Here is a 26,879-nt window from a genome sequence, read left to right as displayed (position 1 = left end):
CGAGGAACAATATAAGAAGGAGGAATCGTTCATATGGCGATGAAAACTAGCACGGACAAATTCAATACCCGTGTGGATAAAGGACTAAATAATTCATTTATGCGTGGGGCTGTTTCTGGAGCTCAGGAACGGCTTCATACTCGCCGCTTAAATGCTGCCGAAGAGTTAGGCAATTGGGAAGAATGGCGTTCTCACGGAGAAGAAATTAGGCAGCATGTCTTAGAGAATTTAGATTATTACTTATATGAACTAAGTGAGAATGTAAGCAAGCGTGGTGGTCATGTTTTCTTTGCTCAAACAGCTGAGGAAGCGAACCAATATATAAAAAGTGTTATTGAGAAAAAGAATGCCAAAAAAGTAGTTAAATCAAAGTCAATGGTAACGGAAGAAATTAGCTTGAATGCTTGTTTAGAGGATGTAGGCTGTGAGGTTATTGAAACGGATTTAGGAGAGTACATCCTTCAAGTTGATGACCATGATCCGCCATCACATATTATTGCCCCTGCTCTTCATAAAAACAAGGAACAAATTCGTGATATATTTAAAGAAAAGCTCGAATATAAAAATACGGAAAAGCCAGAAGAGCTTGCTCTTCATGCACGTGAACGACTCAGACAAGATTACTTGACCGCTGACGTTGGTATCACAGGTTGTAATTTTGCAATTGCTGAGACAGGGTCTATTACCCTAGTAACCAATGAGGGAAATGCTGATTTAGTTACAGCTTTACCGAAAACACAAATTACGGTAATGGGAATGGAAAGATTAGTTCCTACATTTGAAGAAATGGAAGTACTAGTGAGTCTCCTTACGAGAAGTGCAGTAGGGCAGAAGCTTACTAGTTATATCACGGTTTTAACGGGACCAAAGGACGAAGGTGATGTTGATGGACCTGAGGAATTCCATTTAGTGATCGTTGATAATGGCAGGTCCAAAATCCTTGGCGGTGAATTCCAGTCTATCCTTCAATGTATTCGATGTGCTGCATGTGTCAACGTATGTCCAGTATATCGACATGTAGGGGGACATTCATACGGTTCTATTTATTCAGGTCCAATTGGGGCTGTTCTTTCTCCATTACTTGGAGGGTACGATGATTACAAAGAATTACCGTATGCATCTACATTGTGTGCGGCATGTACCGAGGCATGTCCAGTTAAAATTCCGTTGCATGAACTACTTCATAAACATAGACAGGTTATTGTAGAAAAAGAAGGGCGGGCACCAATATCTGAAAAGCTTGCCATGAAAGCATTTGGTCTTGGCGCTGCATCACCTTCACTATATAATCTAGGCTCAAAAATAGCACCAACAGCAATGAATCCTTTTACTGTTGGGGATAAAATATCTAATGGTCCTGGACCATTAAAAGCATGGACTGAAATCCGAGAGTTTCCAGCCCCGAATAAAGAAAGATTCAGAGATTGGTTCAAAAATCGTCCAAAGGGAGGAGACCAATAATGAAAGGAACGATACACAATCGCGAAGTATTCTTAAGTCAGGTTTCCTCCAGGTTAGGTCGTGATGTTCATCCAACTAAGATTGATAGACCTATATGGAAACACACGCCCCAAGATGAAGTGCTTAAAGATGCTACACAGGATGATTTAGTAGAGGTGTTACGTACACAGTGTGCCAACATACACACCAATATGATTCTTACCCATTCAAAAGATTTGAGAACATCGATTAAAGATGTAGTTAATTCCTATGGCGGTGGCCCAATTGTTTCTTGGGGGGATGAACGCTTTAACGATTTCGGACTTACTGATCTTATCAATGAAGAATGGCCACAAGAAGGGCTTGATGTCCATGTTTGGGATCCAACTAAAGGGGAAGAAAACATAGTTAAAGCTGAGAAAGCTAATGTAGGAATTACATTTAGTGATATAACATTAGCGGAATCAGGAACTGCGGTTCTTTTTAGTGATAAAAATAAAGGGAGAACCGTTAGTTTTCTACCAGCAACTTCTATCATTATTATTCCTAAAAGCAGTATTGTACCAAGAATGACGCAAGCTGCAAGACTCATCAGAGAGAAAGCAAAAAACGCTGAACACATTGCTTCATGTATAAACTTTATTACTGGGCCAAGTAATTCAGCTGACATTGAAATGATACTGGTTGTGGGTGTTCACGGTCCTATTAAGGCTACTTATGTGGTTGTTGAAGATAAATAGATATTTAGAAGATTAGATTTTTAGACCTGCCTTTTAAAGGTAGGTCTTTTTTCTTTTATTTGGAAACTACTTGGAGAGTTTTCATGGGGTTAACAACCTGTTATAGTACAATTTAACACCTGTTATATAATTGTTTGTTTAAATTTTTCTTTAACAAACATAAGGTTTCCTCAAAGAGAAATAACTGTTTTAGTAGTTTTTTGGCGGGTGTATGATTTTTATCACAGCGAAATAGAAAACGTTCACATAAAATATAACAAGGGGATTTTAGGGGCCTTTTTAAGAGGATAAAATCTAATCTATATATTTTAGGGGGAAAAGTATGTCAATTTTACCTAGAAAGAATGAGCTAGGCTTTTTTGAAATACGATTAGAATCCATCGGTGGATTAGGAGCTAATTTAGCAGGGAAAATGTTAGCTGAAGCAGGCGTTCTTGGCCTTGACTTAAATGGTTCAAACTTCTCTTCGTATGGATCAGAGAAGAAAGGTTCACCAGTTAAAAGCTTTGTACGTTTCTGCGATAAAGAGGTTGAAATCCGTGCACATAGTCCGATTGAACAGCCGCATGTTATCGGAGTATTTCATGAAGCATTGTATAAAACAGTTGATGTTGTTAGTGGATTAACACCTGACGGAATCGTCCTTGTGAATTCAACGAGAAAATTTGATGATATTAAAGATGACTTACAGATACAATATGGTACTTTAGCGATTGTTGATGCTCTAACCATTGCAGTCGAGGAAAAAACAAAGGTTAATACAGCGATGCTTGGAGCACTTTTTAGAATTTGTGACTTCTTAGACCCTGATGCGATGAGAAATGTAATAAGAAATACATTTGAAAAAAAATATCCTCATCTAGTCGAACCGAATATTCGCACTTTTGATAGAGGTTATTTTGAAGTGGAGTTTAAGTCATATGAAGCTCCGATTGATGCGATAGGTAAATCTTTTATAAGACCACTCCCTTTGCTTGGGTATGAAACGCAAGAGATTGGTGGAGTCATAACATCACAGGCCAATAGTGTATTGAAGGACTTAAGCGGATCTCGTCAAGGCTTCCTTCCACAATTTGAACAAGAACAATGCATTAATTGCGCTGCTTGTGACACAGTTTGCCCCGACTATTGTTTTGTTTGGGAAGAAGGAGAAGACAAACGTGGTCGAAAGCAGATGTTTTTAAAAGGCATTGATTATCAGTATTGCAAAGGATGCCTAAAATGTGTAGAGGCATGTCCAACTAGTGCATTAAGTGAATTGCGTGAAACAATAGGCTTTGCTGATTCTAACAGAGTAAAGCAACATTTTCCGTACGTATCAGGAGGGATTTCATAATGGCTACACTGGAAAGAGATTTGAAAGTAGACGTAGTTCCTGAGCAACTAACAACGTTTGAATCAGGTAATGAAATGGCTGCAATGGCAGCTGCACAAATAAATTATCATCTAATGGGGTATTTTCCTATCACGCCTTCAACGGAGGTTGCACAATATCTTGATCAAATGAAATCACGCGGGCTCCATGATATCACATTAATTGCTGCTGATGGTGAACATGGTTCAGCAGGTATTTGTTATGGTGCTGCGGCAACCGGTGCACGTGTTTTTAACGCAACAAGTGCGAACGGATTAATGTATATGCTTGAGCAATTACCAGTTCAATCGGGAACACGATTTCCAATGGTCATGAACCTAGTAACAAGATCCATCAGTGGTCCTTTGGATATTCGTGGTGACCACTCCGACCTTTATTATGCTTTAAACACAGGCTGGGTCATTTTGACGGCGAGAACTCCGCAGGCTGTATATGATATGAACATTATGGCATTAAAAATTGCTGAGCACTCTAAGGTTCGTCTTCCTGTTATTGTTGCATATGATGGATTCTTTACATCACACCAGAAGAGGAAGGTACAGTATTTCAAAGAAAGAGATGTCGTTCAACAGTTTGTAGGAGAGTGCCCTACTCATTATCATTTTGCGCGCGATCCTAAAAAACCAGTTACGATTGGTGCTCATATGGATGGTAACGATTTAATTAACAACCATTATCAGCAATCTGAAGCGATGTACAATGCAGGTGAAGTGTTTAAGGAAGTTGCGGAAGAGTATGCGAAAATCTCTGGTAGAGAATATCCAGTATTAGATTTGTATGGAATGGAAGATGCAGAGGTGGCGCTCTTCTTATTAAACTCTGCTGCTGAATCAGCAAAAGATGTGGTAGATCAGCTTCGACAAAAAGGGATTAAAGCGGGGGTAATCAGTCCAAATATTATCCGTCCATTCCCTGCAAAAGAAATTCGTGAAGCCTTAAAAAATGTGAAGGCATTGCTTGTTGGAGAGCGAGCAGATTCTTATGGGGCACATGGTCCGAATTTAACTCATGAAGTAAAATCTGCATTGCAGGAAGATAAAGAGAATCAAACTATCGTGTTAAGTCGAGTATTTGGTTTGGGTGGTAAAGACTTTTATGCAGATGATGCTGAAAAGTTCTTTGAAATGGCTTTAGAGGCAAAGGACAAAGGGTATGCTGGTAAGCCTTTTGACTACTATGGCCATGTCCCGGGAAATCAAGAGCATGTATTAGCCCCAGTGATTGAACCACAACATGGAGACGTCTACAAGTCTGGACTAATTGATGTAACGTTAGATGAGGAAACCAATAAATTAAAAGTGAAAATTCCTCCTTTAAGAGCCTTAACAACTAAGCCTAAACGTCTTGCATCTGGACACGGGGCATGTCCTGGGTGCGGAATCTTCTCCGGACTTGAACTATTCTTTAAAGGGATTGAGGGAGATATTGTCGTTTTATTCCAAACCGGCTGTGCTTATGTGGTAACGACTTCATACCCTTATTCATCTCATAAGCAAACAATGATTCACAACTTATTCCAAAATGGAGCAGCTACATTATCTGGCACTTTAGAAGCATTCCTTGAACTAAAAAGACGGGGAGAAATTAATGTCTCTGAAGATGCCACTTTCGTCATGATTACAGGCGATGGGGGAATGGATATCGGAATGGGCTCTGCAATTGGAACAGCTCTACGAAATCATAAGCTCATCATGCTAGAGTACGATAATGAAGGATATATGAACACAGGATCACAGATGTCATATTCTACACCACTAGGTCATATGACAAGTACAACAAATGTCGGTAAGGCACAACAAGGAAAAGCGTTCCACCATAAAGATACAGCACAAATCATGGCGTCAACGAACATCCCGTATGTGTTTACAGGATCAGAGGCGTTCCCTCAGGACTTAATCAAGAAGGCCGCTAAAGCACAATGGTATGCACAAAATGTAGGTACCGTTTATGGAAAAATATTAATAACTTGTCCACTAAACTGGAAATCTGAGGACCGCTATGGTCAAACGATCATGGAGGCAGCAGTAAATTCTTGTTTCTTCCCACTCTATGAAGTTGAACAAGGTGAAACGACGATTACTTATGATCCGGAAAATAAGAATAAGAGAATTCCTCTATCGGATTGGCTAAAATTTATGGGGAAAACGAAGCATCTATTAAAAGAAGAAAATAAGGAAATGTTATTGGATTTTGAGAATGAAGTAGAAAAAAGGTGGAACCGACTAAAAGCAAGGCATGAAACCCCCTTCTTATAGAACTATAGGAAAAAAGTATTTGTAAAATCGAAGGGGTAGTAAGTCATAAACTAGTTATTATAAATACATGGTTATCCTAAGAAATTAGCGTAAATAACGATATGTTACTATAACTTCGAGCAAAGTGTATTTTATGCACTTTGCTTTTTTACATAAAAATACATTAAGAATGTTGGAAACTATTTCTTCAAAAGTAATAATTTTTTTATTATAATAAAAGAATCTAGTAAAAAAGTTTTATTTATTCATAATTTACTATCACTTTCGACAATATTTTTTACATAAGGAGGAAGAAGGGTGAACGGGGTCAAGAAATTATTTAGTAAAAAAGAGAAGAAAATTAAGCAACCAAAAGTAAAGAAAAACAAAGGTACCAAAAGAGATTGGAAGTTTTTTAATAAGCTAACCAATTTCAAACTTTGGCAAAACTTAAAATTAGGTCAAAAGTATGGGGTTGCCCTATTTGTAACTATCGGATTGTTTACGATATCTTCACTTATTACTTTCTCTCTTTTAACTGTAGCTAATAACAAAATGGATGTTATGCAAGAGTCTAGTGAAAAAGCTCTACTAATTACAGAAGCTTCAGCGATGTTCCACCAAAAAGGGAGTATGATAGGTACATATATTATTGATGAAAAACCACGTTATATGGACCAAATCGATGATATTTCTGCTAGCTTCGATGAATTAAAACAACAAATCCAACCGATGCTAACTACTAAAGAATCAAAGCTATTATTTGAACAGATCGATGAAAATGACAAGAAGATCTCAGCTGTATTTAAAGACGTTATTATTCCTGAAATGGAAGCTGGAAATGAGTATAAGTTTAAACTAGGTAAATTACAAGTAGATAACATTGTTTACCAAACCGTCTTAAGAATTGATCAACTTAGAAATTCTTTAAAGGAAGAACAAAGTAGTGCAGTTCAGGCAGCGAAATCTAGTTTAGTAACAGCAACAATTGTTCTAGTTGTCTCCATTGTAGTTTCGGCTTTTCTAGGAATTGCTTGTATTCTATTAATCGGTAAAATCATCTCAAATAAATTAAGTGAAATCGTAAGAGTATCGAATGAAATTTCCGCAGGGAATTTGAATGTAGAATTAGTATCCTACAATGGAAAAGATGAAATTGCTGAATTGAGTAAAGCTACAAATTCTATGAAAGAAAAGCTTCAAGCGATGATTCAAGAAATTTTAGCTGTTTCTAATGATGTATCAAATAGAAGTGATTTCCTAAATCAATCAGCAAATGAAGTAAAAGCTGCTAGTCAACAGGTTGCTTCAACGATGCAGGAGCTATCTGGAGGTGCAGAGGAGCAGGCTAATTCTTCTTCAACATTAGCGATGATGATGGAAGATTATCTACAAAAGGTAGATTCGGCAAACGAGAGTGGTTTGGTCATTAAAGAGGCTTCAGATGAAGTACTAGATTTAACGAAACAAGGCGACACTTTAATGAAACAATCACAAAACCAAATGGTAAGAATTAATGATATTATGAAAGGTTCCGTACAAAAAGTTAAGGGCCTAGACGACCGTACGAAAGAAATTTCTACCCTTGTTCAGGTTATTCAGGATATTGCGGCTCAAACGAACTTACTAGCATTAAATGCAGCAATCGAAGCTGCACGTGCGGGCGAACATGGTAGAGGCTTTGCAGTAGTTGCGGACGAAGTTAGAAAACTGGCAGAACAGGTCTCTCACTCAGTGTCTGACATTACGAATATTGTAAAAGGTATCCAAATAGAATCAAACGAAGTCGTTTCTTCTTTACAAAATGGGTATGAGCAAGTTGAGGAAGGTACGGATCAAATCAGAGTCACTGGAGAAACGTTCCAAAAGATTTACAGTGCTGTTAATTTAATGACGAAGAGTGTAAATGATATTTCGACTAGTCTTCAAGAGGTTTCTGAAGGATCCGCTCAAATGAATAACAGTATTGAGAATATCGCGTCTGTATCGGAAGAATCTGCAGCAGGTATTGAACAAGCAAGTGCGTCCGTTCTTCAAACGAATAATTCGATGGAAGAAATTTCAAATAGTGCTCACTCGTTATCCGAGCTTGCAGAGCAAATGAATTCTATGATTTCAAAGTTTAAATTGTAAAGTATTAATAGTGGGCAGAGATTATATCCTGTTAACTAGATTTTATTCTAGATTAAAAGGAGTATCTCTAGTCCACTTTTTTAAAATTCAATTTCCTCTTAAACAAGGTAAATCTATTAGAAAATTCCATATGTTTAATTTACTAGATAAAAAGTACTGGTATTATACTCATATTGAAAGGGATTTGCCAAATAATGTAGAATTTGTTTATATGTAAGGCTCTTTTCGTAAACTTTGGTGCTATCTAAATACTTTAAAATTGCTTTTGAACGAATTATGGTGCTGTTTTCTTTATTTTGGGAGGAAAGATGCCACGAAACAGCATAGAATCCGTTTTGGAGACGATATACGTATAGCTAGAATCTATGCGGAAACAGCCATATGTAATATCCCAAAAGGGGGTTTAATGTGAAGCCTACTATTGACAGTGATCATAAGAAGAACTGTAAAGATGAAATAAATAGAGAATATAAATTAAGTAATATCTTTTCTTCTATTTCTGACGGGATCATAATATTTGACCAGAACGGAATCATTATAGATGTGAATGACTCTATTTGTGAAGTGCTTGGTATAGACCGCTATGACTTAATTCAGTCTAACTTAGAGTCTCATATACCTAAGGACAGACAATATAAGGTTAAGAAAATCATGGAAATTTTAAGCCGGAAAAATGAGGCTAAAGGGAACCTTCCTTTGCTAAACGGTGATAATACCCTGTATTTTGATCTTATAGCAAATAAATTAATAGATAGTAACTTATACATAACCATATTAAGAAATGTAACCGAGAAAAATGTACTAGAGCAGAAGGTCAAGAAAAACTCAGAACTATATAAAGACTTATTCGTAGAAGCGCTTGATGCAATTGTTTTTTGGGACAATGATGGCCAAGTGATAGATGCAAATGACTCTGCATGTAAAATATTTGAATGTCATCTAGATGAACTGAAAACAAGAAAACTCGATGAGTTTGTTCCCTTAAAAGACGAGAAGTATTATAAAATAGTGAACACCCTAAAGAGTACTGGATCTGTACGAGATCAGTTATTATTTTTAATGCCTAATGGCCAAAATAAGATTCTAGAATTTACGTCAAAATTAAATGCAGTGGATGGAAACAATATAATCATTCTGCGAAATGTTACAGAAAGATATAGAATGGAAGAAGAGCTTCGTCATAGTGAACGAAAGTTTAGAAATATCTTTGAAGGAGCTCTTGAAGGGATTCTACTATGGAACGATAAATCGGAAATCATAGATATAAATGAATCCGGCTTGAGAATGCTTGAGCTTTCAAAAAATGATATAGTAGGCAAATCATTCTTTAACTTTTTAAAATACTCAAATGTAGTTGAGGATGAAATTTATGCAAAGAGGAAAGTTCTGTTAGAAAACGGTCAGATAAAGGGCATATTACCGCTGAGGTTAGAATCAGGTAATGTAAAATATTTCGAGTTTTCCAGTAAGCATAATGTTCTATTAAATATCAGCCTTACTGTATTTAAGGATATAACAGATAAGCTTAATATGGAGGAACAGCTTCGAAAATCTGATACATTAAATGTCATTGGTCAGTTAGCAGCGGGAATCGCTCATGAAATTCGTAATCCAATGACTGCTTTAAAGGGGTTTATTCAATTACTAGAAGACTCATTTAAAGAGGAGCATTCGATGTACTTTTCCGTTATTACAACAGAACTGAATCGAATTGACTCCATTATTAATGAATTCTTAATCTTAGCGAAGCCTCAGGCCGTCATGTTTGTGGAAAAAGATGTGGCTAAAATTATGCAAGAAACAGTGGATCTACTTAGTGCTCAAGCCGTATTGCATAATGTTCAATTTAACATGGTTCTTGGAAATGAAATCCCTTCTATTTATTGCGAACCAAATCAGTTGAAGAAAGTTTTTATCAATATTATAAAAAACGCAATCGAGGTTATGCCCACAGGGGGAATTATCACGATTATCATGAAAGAAACGGATGACCATAAAGTTCATATCTCGATCAGGGATGAAGGTAGTGGTATTCCTGATGAAAAGCTTAAGAGGTTAGGGGAGCCTTTTTACACTACAAAGGAAAGAGGCACAGGCTTAGGCTTAATGGTCACATATAAGATTGTTGAAGAGCATGAGGGGAATATCCAAGTAGAAAGTGAATTAGGTGTTGGTACGACATTTAATATTTACTTACCTTTAAAAAAGGGGAACAAGTGAGTGGATAAAAGAGAATATACGAAATTTGATTCCCCAATAGGTGAATTACATATTGTCAGTCAAAATGAAAAGTTAGTTGCTATTTATCTGAATGAAGAAGACTTCTTAAAAAAAGAAGCTACTTTAAAGGGTGAGAATCCTCAATCCCAGCACCCAATACTAAAAAGGGTGATACAGCAGCTAGAGGAGTACTTCTTAGGAAAAAGATTGGAGTTTGACGTACCAATCGAATATGATGGCACGGATTTTCAAATGTCTGTTTGGAATGTATTGAGAGCAATTCCCTACGGACAAACGAGAAGCTACCAAGATGTTGCCCATTCCATTAACAACATAAAAGCAGTAAGGGCAGTAGGTTTAGCCAATAAAGCCAATAAACTCCCGATCGTGATTCCGTGTCACCGTGTTATCGGGAAAAATCAATCACTTACCGGGTATGCAGGTAACAAAATTGATATTAAAGAAAAGCTATTAGAAATAGAGGGAGTAACCCTATAACCAAGGTAGATATTTAACCACCTTTTATCATGAAGGTGGTATTTTTGTGCCTAATTTCTAAATAGTAAGCAGAAACCTAAGCCATCATTGACACACATTAATTAATTTGATATAAATCTAATTAGATAAATATCGAATTGAGGAGTCGGTTATGCAACTAAATCGTTTAGTTTCTTTTCACAAAACCTTAGGGGATCCAACAAGGATTCGAATCATTGCTCTATTAGCAAAAGGGCCACTTCATGGTCAAGCAATTGCTGGAAAACTAGGATTAACACCGCCAACCATTACCCATCACTTAAATAAGCTAAGAGATATTAACGTCGTTTACGATAGACGAGATAAGAACACACTATATTTTCATTTAAATACCTCGGTTATTAGGCAACAAGCTAGTGTCCTTATGGAACTTATTGAGAAAAAAGAAGGGGAGAAAGATAATATGGAGAAATCGATTGTTGAACGACAAAAGGTAATTGATAACTTTTTTAAAGAAGGTAAGTTAAAAAATATCCCTGCACAAAGGAAGAAGAAATTAATTGTATTTGAATACATCATCCGTGGATTAAAGATGGGGAAAAAGTACGAGGAGAAAGAGTTAAACGAATATATAAAGCAATTCCATGAGGACTATGCAACCATCCGAAGGGAGTTTATCATTAATCAATATATGTATAGAGAAAATGGGATCTACGAATTAAACCCTGAAGAATTTTGGGCAAAGAGCGAGGGTTAAAAGTGGAAAAGTTAGCTTTAAGTGATTATTCCTTTATACAAAGTTTTTTAGAGGAACTTCCTTTCACCCCTACATTTGCCTATTCAGTACTTGATCACTTTATAGACGGGGACGTATATGTGAATTCGCGAAACAACATAACTGGTTCATCCTACCCCGTTGGGACTGTGACATTAAAAATGTAGGATCTATTAAACTGGCAGAAAAACTAGGCTTTCATACACCACGGGAGTATGGAGTGTACTCCCTGGAGCATGTGAACTAACCTCCCTAAGGGAAGTGCTTATATAAATGTGGTTGAAAAAGGAAAGGCATCTTCCAATATAGAAGATACCTGTAATTTGTTATAAGCTACTTAATAGCTGTTGAATCGATGTAAATTGGTTTCTATTCACGATTAGTTCACGACCAATTGATAACGTTGTTCTTTTTGCTTCTATACGTTCTGTGTCATCTTGAATTCCATCTAAATCCGCTACATGTGCAAGACCGATCGTTCTGCGGATAAGTTCACATCCAGCAAAGCCGATAGCGTCCTTTAATGCTTTCTCTAGAAGGAAAGACAAATATCCTTCTGTTGTAGCTAGTGGCTCTTCATTTTGGCTGTTCCATAGAGCCTCATAATCTTTAACAAACGTAGTCCAAAACACTTCAATATGATTATAAATCACTTCGCGTTTTTCCGAATTAGCAATCGCTTGGAATAGTAAGTTCGCGATTACTTGACCTAGATCAAAGCCGATTGGGCCAAAATAAGCAAACTCAGGATCAATTACCTTCGTCTCTTCTTCGGATACAAAGATACTTCCTGTATGAAGGTCACCGTGTAATAGCGCTTCAGAATCCGTTAAGAAGCTTTTCTTTAAAAGGGCAACCTGAAACTTAAGCTGTTGGTCGTTCCATATTTGGTTAACTTCTTTTAAGAGTTCCTGTTCGAAATTATTTGTAGGTGCATCGAAGAAAGGATCTGTAAAAATAAGGTCCTCTGTAATTTTACAAAGCTCCGGATTAATAAATTGCCCTACTAATTCTTTTTTCTTGGCAGGCTTTAACCCAAAATCGGAAGTCAAAAACAATGTTCTTGCTAAGTATTTTCCAAGGTGTGCTGATAGCAGTGGATAATCATTTCCTTGAATGAAACCTGTTCTAGCAATAATAAGGTGAGATAGATCCTCCATAACGGTTATAGCCAGTTCTTCGTCAGCAAAGTAAACTTCTGGTACAAAATCAGGCGCAATATCCTTAAATATTTTTAGTGCATCTGACTCAATGGTTGCCCGCTTTAATGTTAACGGCCAACTTTCACCTACTACCTTTGCATAAGGAAGGGCTTGTTTAATAATCACACTTTGATTATTTTCTTGGTCCACAATTCTAAATACGAGATTTAAATTACCATCACCAATCTCTGTACTTTGTAAGACTGCCTGATCAGAAAATAAGTTTAGTTTCTTAGCTAATTCGATTGCTGTACTTTCAGTTAAAGGCTCATATGTTTGTTGCTGTTGTTTTTGTTGTAATGTCATTTTAAACTCCTCCTAATTGGAGGCTTCCCCATAAGAAAAGCCTCTTTCTCATTTGAAAGAGGCTTGAAGCTTAGACTTCGCACCTCTTATCTGCCCAGAATAAATCTGGTGGAATTAGCACCGTGCCTTACGGATAAAATCCGGCGAACAAATATCGCCCCATCTCACAATGGAATTACGGTCGGTTGCTGGGCTTCATCGGGCCAAATCCCTCTGCCAGCTCTTGATAAGAGAAAAATTAATTTTCAGAAAATATTCACTGATGAGAATCATAACAACAAATCATTATTCTTGTCAATACGTTTTTATAAATTAACCTAATACAATTCCGGACGTCTGTCGGCAAATATCGGTATCATACTTCTTACTTCTTTCACCTTTTCCAAGTCAATTTCTCCTGTCAAAATCTCTTCAGCTTCACTAGCCTCTGCTACAACATCACCCCAAGGATCAATGATCATCGAATGACCAGCAAACACATTGTTTGGATCTGCTCCTGAGCGGTTGCAAGCAATCACATAGCATTGGTTTTCAATGGCTCTTGCAATTAATAGGGAACGCCAATGAGAAAGCCTTGCTAGGGGCCATTCAGCCACAACAAATAGTGTCTCTGCTCCTTCTGTTGTATGCGAACGTATCCATTCTGGGAAACGGATATCATAACAAATCATCCCAGCAAAGAACTGGTTATCAAGTGTAAATAATCCTTTTTCTTTCCCAGCTGAAAGATATAGATGCTCATCCATCAATTTAAAAAGATGCAACTTACTATACTGATGGACGAGCTCCCCATTTTTATCGATTACCAACAGGGTGTTAAATACTCCTTCGTCTGTCTTGTTTGCTACAGATCCACCAACTAAATGGACTTGAAATTGCTTTGCTTTTTCTTTCAAGAATGTTAGACTCTTTTCAGCATATTCGTCTGCAAGCTCATCTAGTCTTGTTAAATCATATCCAGTTGTCCATAACTCAGGCAAAACAATTATATTAGGACGATGTTCCATTGCTTTTTCCATTAAATGATTAGCTTTTTCAAAATTCTTCTCGAGCAAGCCAAAGGCAATATCCATTTGTATACATGATATTTTGATTGACACAGTCATCACCTCATAAGTAAAAATATTAAATAAATGCTTTACAATCTGTCAAATACGTTATATCTTTGTGACTAGTTTTTCAACAAAAATTTTTAAAAAATGAAAATATTAAAGCAGGTGGAAAAATGAAAGTTTATCCTCAATCGGATTTATTAAAATCTCTTCCAAAACAGTTTTTCGCTTCCCTTGTTATGAAGGTTAATCAATCCATTCAAGAGGGCTTTGATGTCATTAATTTAGGACAAGGCAATCCAGATCAACCGACACCTGAACATATCATACAGAGACTTCAGTCGGCTGCAGAGAATCCTATTAATCATAAATATTCTCCCTTTCAGGGGTTTCGCTCATTAAAAGAGGGTGCTGCTCAATTTTATCAACGTGAATACGGAGTTACCATTGATCCTGACAAAGAGGTAGCCATTCTCTTTGGCGGAAAAGCGGGTCTAGTAGAAATCCCACAATGTTTGTTAAATCCAGGAGAAAGTGTATTTGTCCCTGATCCAGGCTATCCTGATTATTGGTCAGGTGTGGCACTTGCTAAAGCGGAAATGATTACGATGCCGTTAAAAGAAGAAAATGACTTTTTACCTGACTACAGTGAACTGAGTTCTGAGGAATTGGAAAAGGGTAAGCTAATGTTTTTGAATTACCCGAACAATCCAACTGGAGCAGTGGCTACCAATGAATTCTTTGAAAAAACGGTCAAACTTGCTAAACAGCACGATATTTGTGTGGTTCATGATTTTGCATATGGTGCAATTGGTTTTGACGGACAGAAGCCTATTAGCTTTATGCAGACCGAAGGGGCAAAGGATATTGGAATCGAAATTTATACCTTATCCAAAACCTATAATATGGCAGGTTGGCGTGTTGGTTTCGCCGTTGGAAATGAAAGTGTTATTTCTGCAATTAATTTACTTCAGGACCATCTTTATGTTAGCTTATTTGGAGCTGTACAGGAAGCAGCCACAGCAGCTTTAACCGAGTCGCAACAATGTGTACAAGAGTTAAATGATCTTTACGAAAAAAGGCGCAATACTCTAATTAGTGGTTTAAGGTCGATAGGCTGGGAAGTTTCTGCACCGAGAGGCTCTTTCTTTGCATGGTTAAAGGTTCCTAATGGTTTTTCTTCAGAAGAGTTTGCTGATTTTCTTTTAGAAAAAGCTCATATTGCTGTAGCTCCTGGGATCGGGTTCGGCAGTTGGGGAGAAGGCTATGTACGTGTAGGGCTATTAACCTCAGAAGAAAGATTACAGGAAGCGGTAGATAGAATAAAAGGATTGAATATTTTTTAAAACTTGCGGTCTCTTTTGAAAAAGTAACAAATCTTCTGTCTTTTTTGCTTTTTCCGTATTGACAACTTAAAAAATTCTTGCGATAATCCAAATTAATTTGGTGCAAGTGATTTAGTATATTTTCTGTTTTTTAGAAAAAGATAATTGAATATTATGTTTCGTTTTCTTATTAAGAGTAGGCGGAGGGACTAGCCCTATGAAGCCCGGCAACCGACTTAATTTACATTAAGCACGGTGCTAATTCTTGCAGCAATAGCTGAAAGATAAGGAGATGTTAGATCGTAATCCTAACCTCTTCTTGTTGAAGAGGTTTTTTTGTGGTCGTACTTATGTTTGCGTGAAAGGAAGTTTAATATGAGTGAAATTATTGCTACGTATTTGGTTCATGATTCCAAGCACAATCCAGAAAAGAAAGCCGAAGAAATTGCTTTAGGCTTGACTGTTGGTTCATGGACTCATTTGCAAGAGCTTGAACAAAATCAGTTAAGAAAACATAAAGGTAGAGTGGTCTCAATTGAAGGAGTAGACGTAGATTCGACAGATACTGTGTCGTTAATTAAAATCGCGTATCCAACAATAAATTTTTCACCTGACTTGCCTGCTATTTTAACGACTGTTTTTGGTAAATTATCCCTCGATGGAAAAATCAAATTAATAGATTTAGAATTTGGTGAAGAACTTAAATCTCATTTCCCTGGTCCACGCTTCGGAATACAGGGCATAAGAGAAAAGCTAGGAGTTTTCAACCGTCCTCTATTGATGAGTATTTTTAAAGGAATCATTGGAAGAGATTTGCCTTACTTGTTAACTCAATTGAAGGAGCAGGCATTAGGTGGAATCGATCTTGTAAAGGATGATGAAATCTTATTTGAAAATGAGTTAACTCCGTTTGAAAAGCGCATTTCAGAAGGTAAAAAAGTTCTAAATGAAGCTTATGAGTTTAACGGTCATAAAACGATGTATGCAGTAAACTTGACCGGAAAAACATTTGAATTAAAAGATAAGGCTAGAAGGGCTTCAGAACTAGGCGCAGACTTACTTTTATTTAATGTGTTTTCATATGGTCTTGACGTTCTACAAGAGCTGAGAGAAGATGATGAAATTGCTCTTCCAATTATGGCTCATCCGGCTTTTAGTGGAGCTATCGCAGCATCCCAAGATTACGGAGTATCCTATTCTCTACTTCTAGGAAAATTGCTTCGATATGCGGGGGCTGATTTGTCTTTATTCCCGTCTCCATACGGATCGGTTGCATTGGAGAAGGAATCTGCTTTATCCATTAGTCAAGCCTTAACGGCTCAGGACCAATTTAAAACCTGTTTTCCTGTTCCATCAGCTGGGATCCACCCAGGTTTAGTACCTTTGCTCGTTCGCGACTTTGGAAATGATAGTGTTATTAATGCAGGTGGTGGAGTTCATGGTCATCCAGATGGAGCTAAAGGTGGAGGCGTGGCTTTCCGTCAAGCGATTGATATTTCATTAAAAGGGTTGCCACTAAGAGAAAATGCACAGTCCCTACCGGAGCTTAAAAAGGCAATTGATTTATGGGGCTGCACAGAGGTGGTTAAATAGTATGAAACAAATCGCAGTGTTCTGTGATTTTGATGGAACGATCACAGAGAAAGACAATATTATTAACATCATGAAACATTTTGCACCAAAAGAATGGGAAAAACTAAAAGACGATGTGCTCGCACAAAGAATTTCTATCAGGGAAGGTGTAGGCAAAATGTTTGCACTTTTACCTAGTAACTTAAAGGAAGATATCATAGAATTTGCGAAAGAACATGGGAAAATCCGCGATGGTTTTCAACCATTTGTAGATTTTCTTAAAGCGGAACATATTTCACTTTATATTGTAAGCGGTGGAATTGACTTTTTTGTACACCCTATATTAGAACCATTCGGTCCTTTTGAAGCTATTTATTGTAATGCTTCAGATTTTACTAGTGAAACGATTCAGATATTGTGGCCTCATACATGCGATGAACAATGTACGAATGATTGTGGCTGTTGTAAGCCGTCTATTATTCGGACGCTAGACGGTGATCAGCTTTTTAAGGTAGTTATTGGGGATTCTATAACCGATTTAGAGGCTGCAAAACAGGCTGATTATGTCATCGCAAGAGACTTATTATTGGAAAAGTGTCAGGAGTTAGGTCTCCCGCACAGTCCATTCAATACCTTTTATGATTGTGTAGAGACAATTAAAAGCTTAAGTGGTGTTAGAACATGACAAATTTACAACAGCGATGGGAAGAATTAGCTGATATTAAAGATGAGCTTGCTACAAGAGATTGGTTTATGGGAACAAGCGGAAACTTGGCCATAAAGGTTAGTGAATCACCACTACAATTCTTAGTTACAGCAAGCGGGAAAGACAAAAGAAAAAGAACAAGTGAGGACTTCTTGCTTGTTGATGCTTCAGGTCAAGCAGTAGAAGAAACTCATTTAAAGCCTTCTGCAGAGACACTTTTACATGTAGAGATATACAACAAGACTAAAGCTGGATGCAGTCTACATGTTCATACAGTTGAAAACAATGTGGTATCAGAACTATATGGAGATCAAGGTGAAATAACCTTTAAAGGTCAGGAAATTATTAAAGCTTTTGATAAATGGGAAGAAGATGCAACCTTAACAATTCCAATCATATATAATCATGCACATATTCCCACATTAGCTAGAGAATTTTCAGAACATGTTCAGGAGGACACAGGCGTAGTCCTTATACGTAATCATGGAATTACAGTTTGGGGAAGAACCCCTTTTGAAGCAAAAAAGCTTTTAGAGGCAGCAGAGTTTTTATTTAGATACCAACTCCGCTTAATGGAGTTTACAAAATAAATGGAAGAGGAGAATCCAAATGGCTTATATCGTAAAACAAAACACTAAAGAAGAGATTAGAAACCAAGAGGAAGTAGCAGCATTTTTAACACAACAAGGTGTAATTTATGAGCATTGGGACATTACAAAATTACCAGCAAACCTTCAAGAAAAATTCTTGTTATCAGATGATGAAAAGGCAGAGATTTTAAAAGCATTTGAAGTGGAGATTGCTGCAATTTCTGAAAGAAGAGGGTACAAAGCCCAAGATGTGATTTCTCTGTCAGAGAACACACCAAATCTTGAACAGCTTCTTCAAAACTTCCAAAAAGAACATCATCACACAGATGATGAGGTTCGATTTATTGTAAGTGGAAATGGAGTCTTTATCATTCAAGGAGAAGATGGAGAGTTTTTTGAAGTATTCTTAAATCCAGGTGATTTAATCTCAGTTCCACCAAACGTTCGTCACTATTTTACTCTTCAAGAAAATCGTAAAGTTGTTGCTATTCGTATTTTCGTTACAACTGAAGGTTGGGTACCAATCTATGAAAAAGATGAAGTAGAGGCTTAAGTATTACAAAAAGTGCTGTCTGGAAATTGTTCAGACAGCACTTTTCCATTTACTGAGGCACTTTTTCGACGACTTTGTTTCCCACTAAATTAAGTCTTGAAAGTAGTTTCTCATTAGTAAACAAATAAACACCAATGATGACAATAATTGCTCCAATCCATTGTGCAACCCCCATACGTTCACCTAAAAAATAGTAGGCTAGAGCTGCAGTAAAGATCGGATTAAAATTTAAAAACATTCCTGCTGTGGTACTACCCACATTTTTAACACCTATATTCCAAAATACCATTCCAAGTACTGTAGCACCCACTCCAGTATAAAGGGCAGCTACCCAGAATGAAGGGGGAGGGTTTGTAATTTCTAAATCCTTAACAATGAATGGAACAATCATGATGACGCCAAACATACCGGACCAAAAGGTTGATAGAAAAGGGGATACCGTTCTCATAGCTACTTTTCCTAGAATTGAATATAGGCCCCAACAGACAACTGCAATCATCATGTAGATATCCCCAACATTAAATTTCAATTGAATAAGCTTTTGAAGGTCACCATGACTTAATACGATCATAATACCTATTAGGGATATTAAAATAGCAATGTACTTTTGAGCGGACAACTTCTCTTTAAAGAACAAGAAACTTAATAGTGCGATTGCAATAGGGTTTAAGGTTGAGATAAGGCCTACGTTATCTGCAGTGGTATAGGTTAAAGCTAAATACATAAATAGATTAAATAGAACAATTCCTGTTAAGCCCATCCCGATAAGAGGAAAGAGTGCTTTTTTAGGAAATTTTAATGTTTTTTCTTTTAGTAAGATAAAAGGTAGTAGTGCAATTAAGGCGATTACCCAGCGGAGTTCTGTTAGAACTAATGGACTGGCGTAACCAACTAGATACTTTCCAGCTATAAAATTCCCTGCCCATAAAAAACTAGTAGATAATAGAAGAATATAATAATAGACGGGCATACTTAAACCTCCATGCAAGAAGCATAATAGATAGTAAAATATTACTCTTTCTAACTGTATTTGTCATTGTATTTTTTATGGAATAGAAATTTTTCCAATATTTTAGAATCGAGAGTAATATGGGTTATTTGTTGCGGTTTCTATCAAAGGGTGTCGAAAAGAAGTGTTAAATGTAAGTAGAAATTTGTCAGTTAAAAAAACTTTTGTCTAATATTGTTGATTCTATTTACATTTTTAGAAATTCTTGTAATAATGCATCAGTAAACTATTTTTTTGATTTAAGGCGTTAAAGGATTAGGGAATGTAATAGGAGGAAAGAACGGTGTACCAAAGTACTAAAGAATTGCTAGATGAGATCCAAAAAAAGAGAGAAAAAATGATCGATTCGGCAAAAATGAGTGGATTTACTAGTGATGATACAGTACGATATAGTCAAGAACTAGATAAATTAATTTATGAGTATCAATGTTCCTTTCAAGGTGATAATCGAAAAACACCCGAAATTAGAACCAACTACAAACAAATGATTTTGATTTGGCCAAAGCAACTTGTAAAGGTTTAACTTATAATGTTTAGGAAGATTCTTAATGAATCTTCCTTTATTTCTTTATGGCTCATTGTAAACTGCTTTTAGGCGTTTTTTGAATAATATTTCTTATTTAAGAGAGGTTTCCCTAATGGAGTATATAACATTAATCCATAAAAATAAGAGAATTTTAGCTGCTCTCTTTCAAGTAGAAGGGGAAATGATAAACGTAGTTGTTAAGAGGCCCGATTTAATAAAGACTGGTGATTCGTTTGACTGCTTAATTGAAGGGGATACAATAGGAGCAACAGTACTAAAAAAAGATCAAAATAATCTTTATTTATTCGTCCCTTATTTCAAAATAGAAAAATTTCATAGCCGTAGACGAAGTATAAGATGTAGAATTCATTCTACTGGGGAAATCTATCCTTACTCAGATGCTAGTTTTAAGTATGATATTACGGTTATAGACATTAGCCTGAATGGAATAGGGTTCATTTCAGAGGTCTCAGTTGATTTGAATATCCATTACATCCTTCATTTTTATTTAGAAACTAAATTTGTTTCATGTGTTATTTCAATAAAAAATAAATCGAAAATAGAGAATGGTTTCAGATATGGCTGTGAAATAAATGAACTTAAAGATAAGAGTTTATTCTATTTAAGAAAGTATTTATTGAAAACTCAACTTGAAAAAATTTAATGGCTTGCTAAGATAGCAAGCCACAGATTGTCTTTCGTCTATTTTTTTGTAGAGAAAATGGTTGATTTCCGTTCCAGGTGCTTGCTCTTTTAATGAATAGCTTTCTTTTTAAATCTTCCACCTCGAACTTCGGCAATATCAGCAACGGCCAGAAATGCAGTTGGATCTAGCTCCTCAACAATTAATTTTAACTTCGCTTCTTCTAAGCGGGAGATCACACAAAAAATAACCTTCTTGTCGTCGCCAGTGTAAGCACCTTCTCCTTTAAGGTACGTAACACCTCGTCCTAAACGTGCCAATATGGCTTCTCCTATATCAGCGTGCTTATCACTTATAATCCAAGCAGACTTTGATTGATCCAACCCTTCAATAACAATATCAATGGTCTTAAAAGCGATAAAATAAGCGAGAATAGAGTACATGGCACGGTCCCAACCGAATACGAACCCACCACTTGCAAATATAAAAATATTAAAAAACATTATAATTTCCCCAACAGAAAAGGGTAGTCTTTTATTTATGAGGATAGCCAAAATTTCTGTTCCATCTAATGACCCTCCGTATCTTATAACAATCCCAACACCTGTTCCGAGAATAATACCACCAAAAACAGTTGCTAGCAGCATATCAGCTGTAAAAGCAGGTACCGGGTGGAAGAACACGGTGGAAATAGAAAGAATAGTAATGGCAAAAAGAGTGGAAATGGCAAAGGTTTTTCCAATCTGTTTGTAACCTATAAAAAAGAATGGAACATTAAGGAAGAATAGGAAAAGTCCGAGTTTAAACCCTGATAAGTGGGAAAGTATGATAGATATTCCTACAATACCTCCATCCATAATTTGATTTGGAACAAGAAATATTTCAATACCCACAGCCATTAATATGGCACCAATAAACATGAAAAAGCCTCTTTTAAAAATATTCTTTTTCGAAAGTTTTTTGTGTTCTATCTTCTTATTGATTTGTGCAGATATGCTGTCTGCTTCAGACCCTGTTTCCATTAAAACACCTCGCTGTTTTGTATTATTAATAAATATTATAATATGTTTACTGGTATTATTGGCTTAAAAAACCAAAAACTTTTGTATTCTTAGCTGAAATTAGAGTTGAACTCTTGTTATTTAATAATGTAATTGAAGGATCCTAGCTAATGTCTTTTTATTTTTTTTGGAAAAATAAGCCTTCATCTTGTGATTTTTATCATAGTGTAAACTTAGAATTATTATATAGTATTAAATAGGAAAATAAATTTGTAACCTTCTTTGTCTCTTCCAGAATGCCACATCATATACACTTCTCTTAATGATTTTTATTTTAATATCATAATTTTTCGTTACTATTTAAAAAATATTTAATACGTAACCCCAACCATTAACTTCCGCTATTTTTACTAAAAATTTGAAATAATGCTCTGAATTTTATCTACTTTAGAAGACTTTCAATATTATAGTCACCTAATATCGAAAAATTTGTTTGTACTATGCTTTTGTAAGCCATCATATATCGTATTACAAAGCATTGCAAAAATATACAAGAAAGCTAGATTCTTAAACTTTTCAAGGAGGGGGTTTTTACATGCACATTGTCGTTTGTGTTAAGCAGGTACCAGATACCAAAATCATTAAAATTAACCCAAAAACAAACACCCTCGACCGTCGAAGTGCACCTGCTATCTTAAATCCTTATGATGCACATGCAGTACAGGAAGCGGTAAGGATGAAAAAAGTTCAGGGGGACGGCCGAATTTCCGTTGTTTCAATGGGACCACCACAAGCAACAGCCATTATCAAGAAAAGTGTTGAAATAGGTGCAGATGAAGGATATTTGATATCTGATCGGGCCTTTGCAGGCGCAGACACATTAGCAACAAGCTATGCATTATCAAAAGCACTTGATAAAATCGCCAAGATCCAACCTATCGACATGATTATTTGTGGGAAGCATGCTATAGATGGGGATACGGGTCAGGTGGGACCTGGAATTGCAAGAAGACTAGATATCCCACCTATTACAAATGTAATTGAAGTTTGTGAAATTAATGAGGCTGAGAAGACTGCTCTTGTTAAACGAAAAGTGATAAACGGTTACGAACTTCTTCAGGTTAATATGCCTTGCTTATTAACAGTGGAAAAAGAGATAAATCATATTGAATATTCGCCACTTCCAAACATGTTAAAGGCAGCAAGATATGAACCCATTATATGGTCAGTGAATGATTTAGAGGATGTTGACCGCACTCAACTCGGATTAAAGGGTTCTCCAACTATCGTAGGAAAAATGTTTACACCTCCGAAGCCAGACGGCGGAAAAAGGCTTGAAGGCACAACAGATGAACAAGTTAAGCAGCTAATGGATGTATTAATGGATAAAAAGGAACTCTTTTATGTGAAGTGATAAACATGAATAAAACATTTTTAGAGTGGGGGGACTAGGATGATGGAAGAATACCGAGGAGTGTGGGTATTCATGGAACAAAATGAGGGTGAAATAGAGGGAGTGTCTCTTGAATTACTTGGTGCAGGGAGAAAATTAGCGGATAAACTAGATGTAGCACTTGCAGGAGTCCTTTTGGGTGACGGAGTGAAAGAATTATGCTCTAAAGTCATCGAATATGGAGCGGATGAGGTATATGTGATTGACCATCCTGTTTTAAAAGACTACCGTACAGAGTCATATATGAAGGGTGTCATCCATCTAGCTGAGAAGTATAAGCCTGAAATCTTCTTATATGGTGCGACACCAAATGGAAAGGATCTAGCTAGTGCTGTGGCAACCGACTTAAGTACAGGATTAACGGCTGATACGACAATGCTTGATGTAGATTTAGAAAAAAGACTACTCGAAGCAAGTCGACCTGCATTTGGCGGTAATATTATGGCTACAATCCTTTGCAAAAAACATCGTCCTCAAATGGCGACAGTTCGTCCTAAGGTCATGAAAGCACTTGAACCAGATGCAAATAGACAAGGGAAAGTAATGGAAGAAGAAATTCCTTTAAAAGAAGAAGATATGCGCACAAAAGTGTTGAAAATTGTGAAGGATGTAACAAAAAAAGCTAGTTTAGCAGATGCTCATGTTATTGTTTGTGGAGGAAAAGGAATGGGTGATGCACAAAAGTTTGAGCTCATTCATGAACTTGCAAATACAATAGGGGCTAGTGTCGGAGGTACGAGAGATGTCGTCGAAGCCGGTTGGCTCCCACATGAAATGCAAATTGGTCAGACTGGAGAAACGGTAACGCCCAAAATCTATTTTGCAATCGGTATATCAGGGGCGATTCAACATGTCGTTGGGATGAAGAACTCAGAATTTATCATTGCGATAAATAAAGATCCTAACGCTCCCATTTTTGATGTAGCTACGTATGGAATAGTAGGAGACGCGCTGGAAATTGTTCCAAAGCTGATTCAACAATTCAAGGAAATCCGTAAAGAAGAAGGCGGTGAGATTAGCTATGCCTGAAAAGTTTGATGTAATCGTCGTTGGAGCAGGGCCAGCAGGTACTTCTTGCGCATACACATGCGCTAAGCATGGATTGAAGGTATTGCAAATTGAAAGAGGAGAATATCCAGGAAGTAAGAATGTAATGGGTGGCGTTTTATATCGAAAACAAATGGAGGAGATTATTCCGGAATTTTGGAAGGAAGCTCCGCTAGAAAGACCTGTCATTGAACAGCGCTTTTGGATGATGGATAAAGAATCGACGGTCACTTTCGGCTACAAAGGGCTGGAGTGGGGTGTCGAACCTTATAATAACTTTACCGTTTTACGTGCACCGTTTGATCAGTGGTTTGCCCAAAAAGGGGTTGAAGAAGGTGTCCTACTCATTAATGAAACTGTTGCGCTAGAATGCATAGTTGAAAATGGGAAGGTAATTGGAGTACGTACGGACCGCCCAGATGGTGATGTGTACGCCGATGTGGTTGTGTTAGCTGATGGTGTTAACTCGCTACTAGCGAAGCAGTTAGGATTCCATAAGGAGTTCAGACCAGATGAAGTGGCTTTAACTGTTATGGAAGTTATTAATCTCTCAAAAGAGAAGATTAATGACCGATTTAATGTAGAGGATAATCAAGGGTGCACCATTGAAATATTTGGTGATTCTACTAAAGGTAATCTTGGAACCGCTTTCATCTATACAAATAAAGAGAGTGTGAATATCGGTGTGGGCACAACGCTTTCAAGTATGATAAAAGCGAAGTTAAAGCCTTACGACCTTTTAGACTACCTAAAAAACCATCCTATGGTTAAACCGTTACTCGCTGGAGGAGAATCCGCAGAATACTTAGCTCATTTAATTCCGGAGGGTGGCTACAATTCCGTCCCTAAGGTTGCAGGAAACGGAGTTCTCGTTGTCGGTGATGCTGCACAATTAGTTAATGCCATTCACAGAGAAGGCTCTAATATGGCCATGTCTTCTGGAAAAATGGCTGCAGAAGCTGTCATAAGAGCAAAGGAACGCCAAGACTTTAGTGAAGCTAGCTTAAATAGTTACCGTGAAGCACTATATAATAGTTTTATTATGAAAGACCTAGAGAAGTACAAAGATGCAGCACACACATTTGAACACTACCCACAATATTTTAAAGATTATGTACCAATGATGAATAAGGCTGCTAGTAAGTTCTTCACTGTTGATGGAACACCTAAACGGGAAAAGCAAAAACAAATTATGCGTAGTGTAACTAGTGAGAAAGGTACCTTTAAGGTGATTCAGGATATATATCGTGCATGGAAGGCGGTGAAATAATGTCTACAAAAAACATCGAAGAAAAGCAGTATCTACTTCGCTTTAAATGCGATACAAAGTCCCATTTGACTGTGTTGGATCATGATATTTGTATGACAAAATGCCCTGATAAGATATGCACTGTTTTCTGTCCAGCGGAAGTTTATAAGTGGGAAGGAACGAGGATGCAAGTGGGATATGAGGGTTGCCACGAATGTGGAAGCTGCCGAATTGGATGCCCTTATCAAAATATTAAGTGGGAATATCCAAAGGGTGGTCATGGGATTGTGTTTCGGTTGGCTTAACTAGAACACAATAAGCACCCATGAGTTTTGGGTGCTTTCTAAATAGGGTTTAACGGTTTAACAAGAAGCCAGTAACTTTTGTTACTGGTTTTTCGTATCACCTGTTTCCTGTTCTAATGCTTGTACTTGTCTTTCTAGGCGCTCAACTAGCCTTTCTAACCTCTGAACCTGGCGTTCTAAACGTCGGACGTCTCTACTTAACATTTCACAGCAGTCTAACCCCATTTTTAAATCACCTCAATATATTCTATAAATGCGAATAAAAATGGCTTGTATTCCTGCCTGTTTTTAAAGCGAAAACTAGTTAATTTTAAAGAAAATAAATACTCCCTTAATGGGGCTGTCCTAATAGAAAGTGTAAAAGAAATTAATTTCAGGTTTCAGTTAACTGATGTCGAATTTAATATGAATTTGTTGGTATTCCACTATATGTATGGGATTTCACAAATGAATGTAAAAAGAAGAAAAGCCAGGAGTTTATTAAGGGGATAATTTAGCTGATTCTTTCTTGGAAATTGGAGGAGTATAAAACATCACTTCTACCTTGAGTCTCTATCTCTTTAACTGCATCGTAAGCTTTATGGAAGCACTCAAACATAATGGAGGTATAACAAGGTTTTCTCCCTCTGAAGTTCCCGTTCCGATCTGTAGCGAAAACAATGACTTTCCAAGTATAGTACTCGCTTTTATCTTTAGGATGACCTTCTAGTGCAATTAACCAGTGTGAGACTTCCGTATCGTCATTTGACCATTTTAATAATGAACTGTGATCATTCACCCCAATTGGAATTAGAGCCTTTTGATAAAATTCAGTATAGTTTGGATAATACATTTTCTCCCTCCTTGTATAAAACACTTATAAAATATTTCTTACTATTTATTATATGATGGTTCTGGAAAAATTACCTGTGTAATTGTTAAAATTTTTAGAAAATTGTATAGATAG

Annotated in this window: 27 protein-coding genes and 2 riboswitches; of the genes, 21 read left to right on the top strand and 6 right to left on the bottom strand. The window is 36.8% G+C overall.

The annotated features are described in order from the left end of the window. Window positions 1-33 precede the first annotated feature (33 nt). The 10 genes from ACFYKX_RS23800 to ACFYKX_RS23755 all read left to right on the top strand — a co-directional run bounded on the left by ACFYKX_RS23800 (window position 34) and on the right by ACFYKX_RS23755 (window position 11,641). Window positions 34-1,461 (top strand): LutB/LldF family L-lactate oxidation iron-sulfur protein, encoded by a 1,428-nt coding sequence (locus ACFYKX_RS23800; protein ID WP_389364248.1) that lies wholly within the window; start codon window positions 34-36, stop codon window positions 1,459-1,461. Further along, on the top strand, window positions 1,461-2,180 hold the full coding sequence (locus ACFYKX_RS23795) for a LutC/YkgG family protein (RefSeq protein ID WP_389364246.1): 720 nt from the start codon (window positions 1,461-1,463) through the stop codon (window positions 2,178-2,180). The genes ACFYKX_RS23800 and ACFYKX_RS23795 overlap by 1 nt, the downstream gene beginning before the upstream one ends. A gap of 322 nt (window positions 2,181-2,502) precedes the next feature. Continuing rightward, window positions 2,503-3,516, top strand: coding sequence for a 2-oxoacid:acceptor oxidoreductase family protein (locus tag ACFYKX_RS23790; protein WP_389364244.1), 1,014 nt, complete (start codon window positions 2,503-2,505; stop codon window positions 3,514-3,516). Continuing rightward, a complete protein-coding gene (locus ACFYKX_RS23785; RefSeq protein ID WP_389364242.1) occupies window positions 3,516-5,810 on the top strand; it encodes a thiamine pyrophosphate-dependent enzyme in 2,295 nt (764 codons plus the stop codon). Before ACFYKX_RS23790 ends, ACFYKX_RS23785 begins: the two co-directional genes overlap by 1 nt. A gap of 297 nt (window positions 5,811-6,107) precedes the next feature. Further along, the gene (locus ACFYKX_RS23780) at window positions 6,108-7,922 is read left to right on the top strand and encodes a methyl-accepting chemotaxis protein (protein WP_389364240.1); all 1,815 of its coding nucleotides are present in this window, start codon (window positions 6,108-6,110) and stop codon (window positions 7,920-7,922) included. A 408-nt stretch (window positions 7,923-8,330) separates the two neighbouring features. Further along, complete coding sequence (locus tag ACFYKX_RS23775) at window positions 8,331-10,142, top strand: PAS domain S-box protein (RefSeq protein WP_389364238.1); 1,812 nt, start codon at window positions 8,331-8,333, stop codon at window positions 10,140-10,142. Then, window positions 10,143-10,640 carry a methylated-DNA--[protein]-cysteine S-methyltransferase gene (locus ACFYKX_RS23770; RefSeq protein ID WP_389364236.1) on the top strand — a complete coding sequence of 166 codons (498 nt, stop codon included), beginning with the start codon at window positions 10,143-10,145 and terminating at the stop codon, window positions 10,638-10,640. Window positions 10,641-10,791: 151 nt separating this feature from the next. Continuing rightward, window positions 10,792-11,376 (top strand): DUF2087 domain-containing protein, encoded by a 585-nt coding sequence (locus ACFYKX_RS23765; protein ID WP_389364234.1) that lies wholly within the window; start codon window positions 10,792-10,794, stop codon window positions 11,374-11,376. 2 nt (window positions 11,377-11,378) lie between these two features. Further along, complete coding sequence (locus ACFYKX_RS23760; protein WP_389364233.1) at window positions 11,379-11,561, top strand: hypothetical protein; 183 nt, start codon at window positions 11,379-11,381, stop codon at window positions 11,559-11,561. After that, window positions 11,492-11,641, top strand: coding sequence for a GNAT family N-acetyltransferase (locus ACFYKX_RS23755; RefSeq protein ID WP_389364299.1), 150 nt, complete (start codon window positions 11,492-11,494; stop codon window positions 11,639-11,641). The genes ACFYKX_RS23760 and ACFYKX_RS23755 overlap by 70 nt, the downstream gene beginning before the upstream one ends. Before the next feature lie 79 nt (window positions 11,642-11,720). On the opposite strand, the gene mtnK is transcribed toward ACFYKX_RS23755, so the two are convergent. Both mtnK and ACFYKX_RS23745 read right to left on the bottom strand, forming a co-directional pair. Continuing rightward, complete coding sequence (gene mtnK / locus ACFYKX_RS23750; protein WP_389364231.1) at window positions 11,721-12,902, bottom strand: S-methyl-5-thioribose kinase; 1,182 nt, start codon at window positions 12,900-12,902, stop codon at window positions 11,721-11,723. A gap of 83 nt (window positions 12,903-12,985) precedes the next feature. Continuing rightward, a riboswitch (SAM riboswitch) is annotated at window positions 12,986-13,135 on the bottom strand. A gap of 84 nt (window positions 13,136-13,219) precedes the next feature. Beyond that, window positions 13,220-14,008, bottom strand: a complete 789-nt coding sequence (locus tag ACFYKX_RS23745) for a carbon-nitrogen family hydrolase (RefSeq protein ID WP_389364230.1) — start codon at window positions 14,006-14,008, stop codon at window positions 13,220-13,222. A gap of 119 nt (window positions 14,009-14,127) precedes the next feature. Between ACFYKX_RS23745 and ACFYKX_RS23740 the strand changes: the two genes are divergently transcribed. The 5 genes from ACFYKX_RS23740 to ACFYKX_RS23720 all read left to right on the top strand — a co-directional run bounded on the left by ACFYKX_RS23740 (window position 14,128) and on the right by ACFYKX_RS23720 (window position 18,700). Beyond that, window positions 14,128-15,300, top strand: coding sequence for a pyridoxal phosphate-dependent aminotransferase (locus ACFYKX_RS23740; RefSeq protein WP_389364228.1), 1,173 nt, complete (start codon window positions 14,128-14,130; stop codon window positions 15,298-15,300). Between the two features lie 163 nt (window positions 15,301-15,463). Beyond that, window positions 15,464-15,570, top strand: a riboswitch (SAM riboswitch). A gap of 84 nt (window positions 15,571-15,654) precedes the next feature. Beyond that, a complete protein-coding gene (gene mtnW / locus ACFYKX_RS23735) occupies window positions 15,655-16,872 on the top strand; it encodes a 2,3-diketo-5-methylthiopentyl-1-phosphate enolase (RefSeq protein ID WP_389364227.1) in 1,218 nt (405 codons plus the stop codon). A 1-nt stretch (window position 16,873) separates the two neighbouring features. Further along, the gene (locus tag ACFYKX_RS23730) at window positions 16,874-17,536 is read left to right on the top strand and encodes a 2-hydroxy-3-keto-5-methylthiopentenyl-1-phosphate phosphatase (RefSeq protein WP_389364225.1); all 663 of its coding nucleotides are present in this window, start codon (window positions 16,874-16,876) and stop codon (window positions 17,534-17,536) included. Beyond that, the gene (locus tag ACFYKX_RS23725; RefSeq protein WP_389364223.1) at window positions 17,533-18,147 is read left to right on the top strand and encodes a methylthioribulose 1-phosphate dehydratase; all 615 of its coding nucleotides are present in this window, start codon (window positions 17,533-17,535) and stop codon (window positions 18,145-18,147) included. Before ACFYKX_RS23730 ends, ACFYKX_RS23725 begins: the two co-directional genes overlap by 4 nt. A gap of 19 nt (window positions 18,148-18,166) precedes the next feature. Next, entirely contained in the window at window positions 18,167-18,700 is a 534-nt protein-coding gene (locus ACFYKX_RS23720; RefSeq protein ID WP_389364221.1) for a 1,2-dihydroxy-3-keto-5-methylthiopentene dioxygenase, read from the top strand. Between the two features lie 49 nt (window positions 18,701-18,749). Here the strand turns inward: ACFYKX_RS23720 and ACFYKX_RS23715 are convergent, their stop codons facing one another. Next, window positions 18,750-19,670, bottom strand: coding sequence for a DMT family transporter (locus tag ACFYKX_RS23715; RefSeq protein WP_389364219.1), 921 nt, complete (start codon window positions 19,668-19,670; stop codon window positions 18,750-18,752). 322 nt (window positions 19,671-19,992) lie between these two features. On the opposite strand from ACFYKX_RS23715, the gene ACFYKX_RS23710 reads away from it, so the two are divergent. Together ACFYKX_RS23710 and ACFYKX_RS23705 are read left to right on the top strand one after the other, a co-directional pair. Beyond that, window positions 19,993-20,232 carry a Spo0E family sporulation regulatory protein-aspartic acid phosphatase gene (locus ACFYKX_RS23710; protein ID WP_389364217.1) on the top strand — a complete coding sequence of 80 codons (240 nt, stop codon included), beginning with the start codon at window positions 19,993-19,995 and terminating at the stop codon, window positions 20,230-20,232. A gap of 115 nt (window positions 20,233-20,347) precedes the next feature. Further along, complete coding sequence (locus ACFYKX_RS23705; RefSeq protein WP_389364216.1) at window positions 20,348-20,899, top strand: PilZ domain-containing protein; 552 nt, start codon at window positions 20,348-20,350, stop codon at window positions 20,897-20,899. Between the two features lie 89 nt (window positions 20,900-20,988). On the opposite strand, the gene ACFYKX_RS23700 is transcribed toward ACFYKX_RS23705, so the two are convergent. After that, complete coding sequence (locus ACFYKX_RS23700) at window positions 20,989-21,900, bottom strand: YitT family protein (RefSeq protein WP_389364214.1); 912 nt, start codon at window positions 21,898-21,900, stop codon at window positions 20,989-20,991. Window positions 21,901-22,474: 574 nt separating this feature from the next. On the opposite strand from ACFYKX_RS23700, the gene ACFYKX_RS23695 reads away from it, so the two are divergent. The 4 genes from ACFYKX_RS23695 to ACFYKX_RS23680 are packed head-to-tail and all read left to right on the top strand — an operon-like array spanning window position 22,475 to window position 25,933. Further along, on the top strand, window positions 22,475-23,293 hold the full coding sequence (locus ACFYKX_RS23695; protein WP_389364212.1) for an electron transfer flavoprotein subunit beta/FixA family protein: 819 nt from the start codon (window positions 22,475-22,477) through the stop codon (window positions 23,291-23,293). A 39-nt stretch (window positions 23,294-23,332) separates the two neighbouring features. Continuing rightward, complete coding sequence (locus ACFYKX_RS23690) at window positions 23,333-24,361, top strand: electron transfer flavoprotein subunit alpha/FixB family protein (RefSeq protein ID WP_389364210.1); 1,029 nt, start codon at window positions 23,333-23,335, stop codon at window positions 24,359-24,361. After that, complete coding sequence (locus tag ACFYKX_RS23685) at window positions 24,354-25,649, top strand: FAD-dependent oxidoreductase (protein ID WP_389364208.1); 1,296 nt, start codon at window positions 24,354-24,356, stop codon at window positions 25,647-25,649. Before ACFYKX_RS23690 ends, ACFYKX_RS23685 begins: the two co-directional genes overlap by 8 nt. Then, window positions 25,649-25,933, top strand: coding sequence for a ferredoxin family protein (locus ACFYKX_RS23680; protein ID WP_098526926.1), 285 nt, complete (start codon window positions 25,649-25,651; stop codon window positions 25,931-25,933). The genes ACFYKX_RS23685 and ACFYKX_RS23680 overlap by 1 nt, the downstream gene beginning before the upstream one ends. Before the next feature lie 81 nt (window positions 25,934-26,014). On the opposite strand, the gene ACFYKX_RS23675 is transcribed toward ACFYKX_RS23680, so the two are convergent. Both ACFYKX_RS23675 and ACFYKX_RS23670 read right to left on the bottom strand, forming a co-directional pair. Continuing rightward, entirely contained in the window at window positions 26,015-26,158 is a 144-nt protein-coding gene (locus ACFYKX_RS23675; RefSeq protein WP_389364206.1) for a hypothetical protein, read from the bottom strand. A gap of 268 nt (window positions 26,159-26,426) precedes the next feature. Further along, window positions 26,427-26,765 (bottom strand): hypothetical protein, encoded by a 339-nt coding sequence (locus ACFYKX_RS23670; protein WP_389364205.1) that lies wholly within the window; start codon window positions 26,763-26,765, stop codon window positions 26,427-26,429. Window positions 26,766-26,879: the final 114 nt, after the last annotated feature.

Source organism: Cytobacillus spartinae, from assembly GCF_042865285.1.
Classification (GTDB): domain Bacteria; phylum Bacillota; class Bacilli; order Bacillales; family Cytobacillaceae; genus Robertmurraya_A; species Robertmurraya_A spartinae.
The sequence above is the reverse complement of the archived record's forward strand: the minus strand, read 5'-3'. Positions and strand labels throughout refer to the sequence as shown.

Bases quoted from the DNA above. Each gene is read 5' to 3' on its own strand.
- ACFYKX_RS23705 (WP_389364216.1), top strand. From the start codon at position 20,348: ATGGAGTATATAACATTAATCCATAAAAATAAGAGAATTTTAGCTGCT.
- ACFYKX_RS23785 (WP_389364242.1), top strand. From the start codon at position 3,516: ATGGCTACACTGGAAAGAGATTTGAAAGTAGACGTAGTTCCTGAGCAA.
- ACFYKX_RS23695 (WP_389364212.1), top strand. From the start codon at position 22,475: ATGCACATTGTCGTTTGTGTTAAGCAGGTACCAGATACCAAAATCATT.
- ACFYKX_RS23720 (WP_389364221.1), top strand. From the start codon at position 18,167: ATGGCTTATATCGTAAAACAAAACACTAAAGAAGAGATTAGAAACCAA.
- ACFYKX_RS23765 (WP_389364234.1), top strand. From the start codon at position 10,792: ATGCAACTAAATCGTTTAGTTTCTTTTCACAAAACCTTAGGGGATCCA.
- mtnW (WP_389364227.1), top strand. From the start codon at position 15,655: ATGAGTGAAATTATTGCTACGTATTTGGTTCATGATTCCAAGCACAAT.
- ACFYKX_RS23800 (WP_389364248.1), top strand. From the start codon at position 34: ATGGCGATGAAAACTAGCACGGACAAATTCAATACCCGTGTGGATAAA.
- ACFYKX_RS23685 (WP_389364208.1), top strand. From the start codon at position 24,354: ATGCCTGAAAAGTTTGATGTAATCGTCGTTGGAGCAGGGCCAGCAGGT.
- ACFYKX_RS23745 (WP_389364230.1), bottom strand. From the start codon at position 14,008: ATGACTGTGTCAATCAAAATATCATGTATACAAATGGATATTGCCTTT.
- ACFYKX_RS23795 (WP_389364246.1), top strand. From the start codon at position 1,461: ATGAAAGGAACGATACACAATCGCGAAGTATTCTTAAGTCAGGTTTCC.
- ACFYKX_RS23675 (WP_389364206.1), bottom strand. From the start codon at position 26,158: ATGGGGTTAGACTGCTGTGAAATGTTAAGTAGAGACGTCCGACGTTTA.
- ACFYKX_RS23680 (WP_098526926.1), top strand. From the start codon at position 25,649: ATGTCTACAAAAAACATCGAAGAAAAGCAGTATCTACTTCGCTTTAAA.
- ACFYKX_RS23730 (WP_389364225.1), top strand. From the start codon at position 16,874: ATGAAACAAATCGCAGTGTTCTGTGATTTTGATGGAACGATCACAGAG.
- ACFYKX_RS23670 (WP_389364205.1), bottom strand. From the start codon at position 26,765: ATGTATTATCCAAACTATACTGAATTTTATCAAAAGGCTCTAATTCCA.
- ACFYKX_RS23715 (WP_389364219.1), bottom strand. From the start codon at position 19,670: ATGCCCGTCTATTATTATATTCTTCTATTATCTACTAGTTTTTTATGG.
- ACFYKX_RS23740 (WP_389364228.1), top strand. From the start codon at position 14,128: ATGAAAGTTTATCCTCAATCGGATTTATTAAAATCTCTTCCAAAACAG.
- mtnK (WP_389364231.1), bottom strand. From the start codon at position 12,902: ATGACATTACAACAAAAACAACAGCAACAAACATATGAGCCTTTAACT.
- ACFYKX_RS23690 (WP_389364210.1), top strand. From the start codon at position 23,333: ATGATGGAAGAATACCGAGGAGTGTGGGTATTCATGGAACAAAATGAG.
- ACFYKX_RS23725 (WP_389364223.1), top strand. From the start codon at position 17,533: ATGACAAATTTACAACAGCGATGGGAAGAATTAGCTGATATTAAAGAT.
- ACFYKX_RS23790 (WP_389364244.1), top strand. From the start codon at position 2,503: ATGTCAATTTTACCTAGAAAGAATGAGCTAGGCTTTTTTGAAATACGA.
- ACFYKX_RS23700 (WP_389364214.1), bottom strand. From the start codon at position 21,900: ATGGAAACAGGGTCTGAAGCAGACAGCATATCTGCACAAATCAATAAG.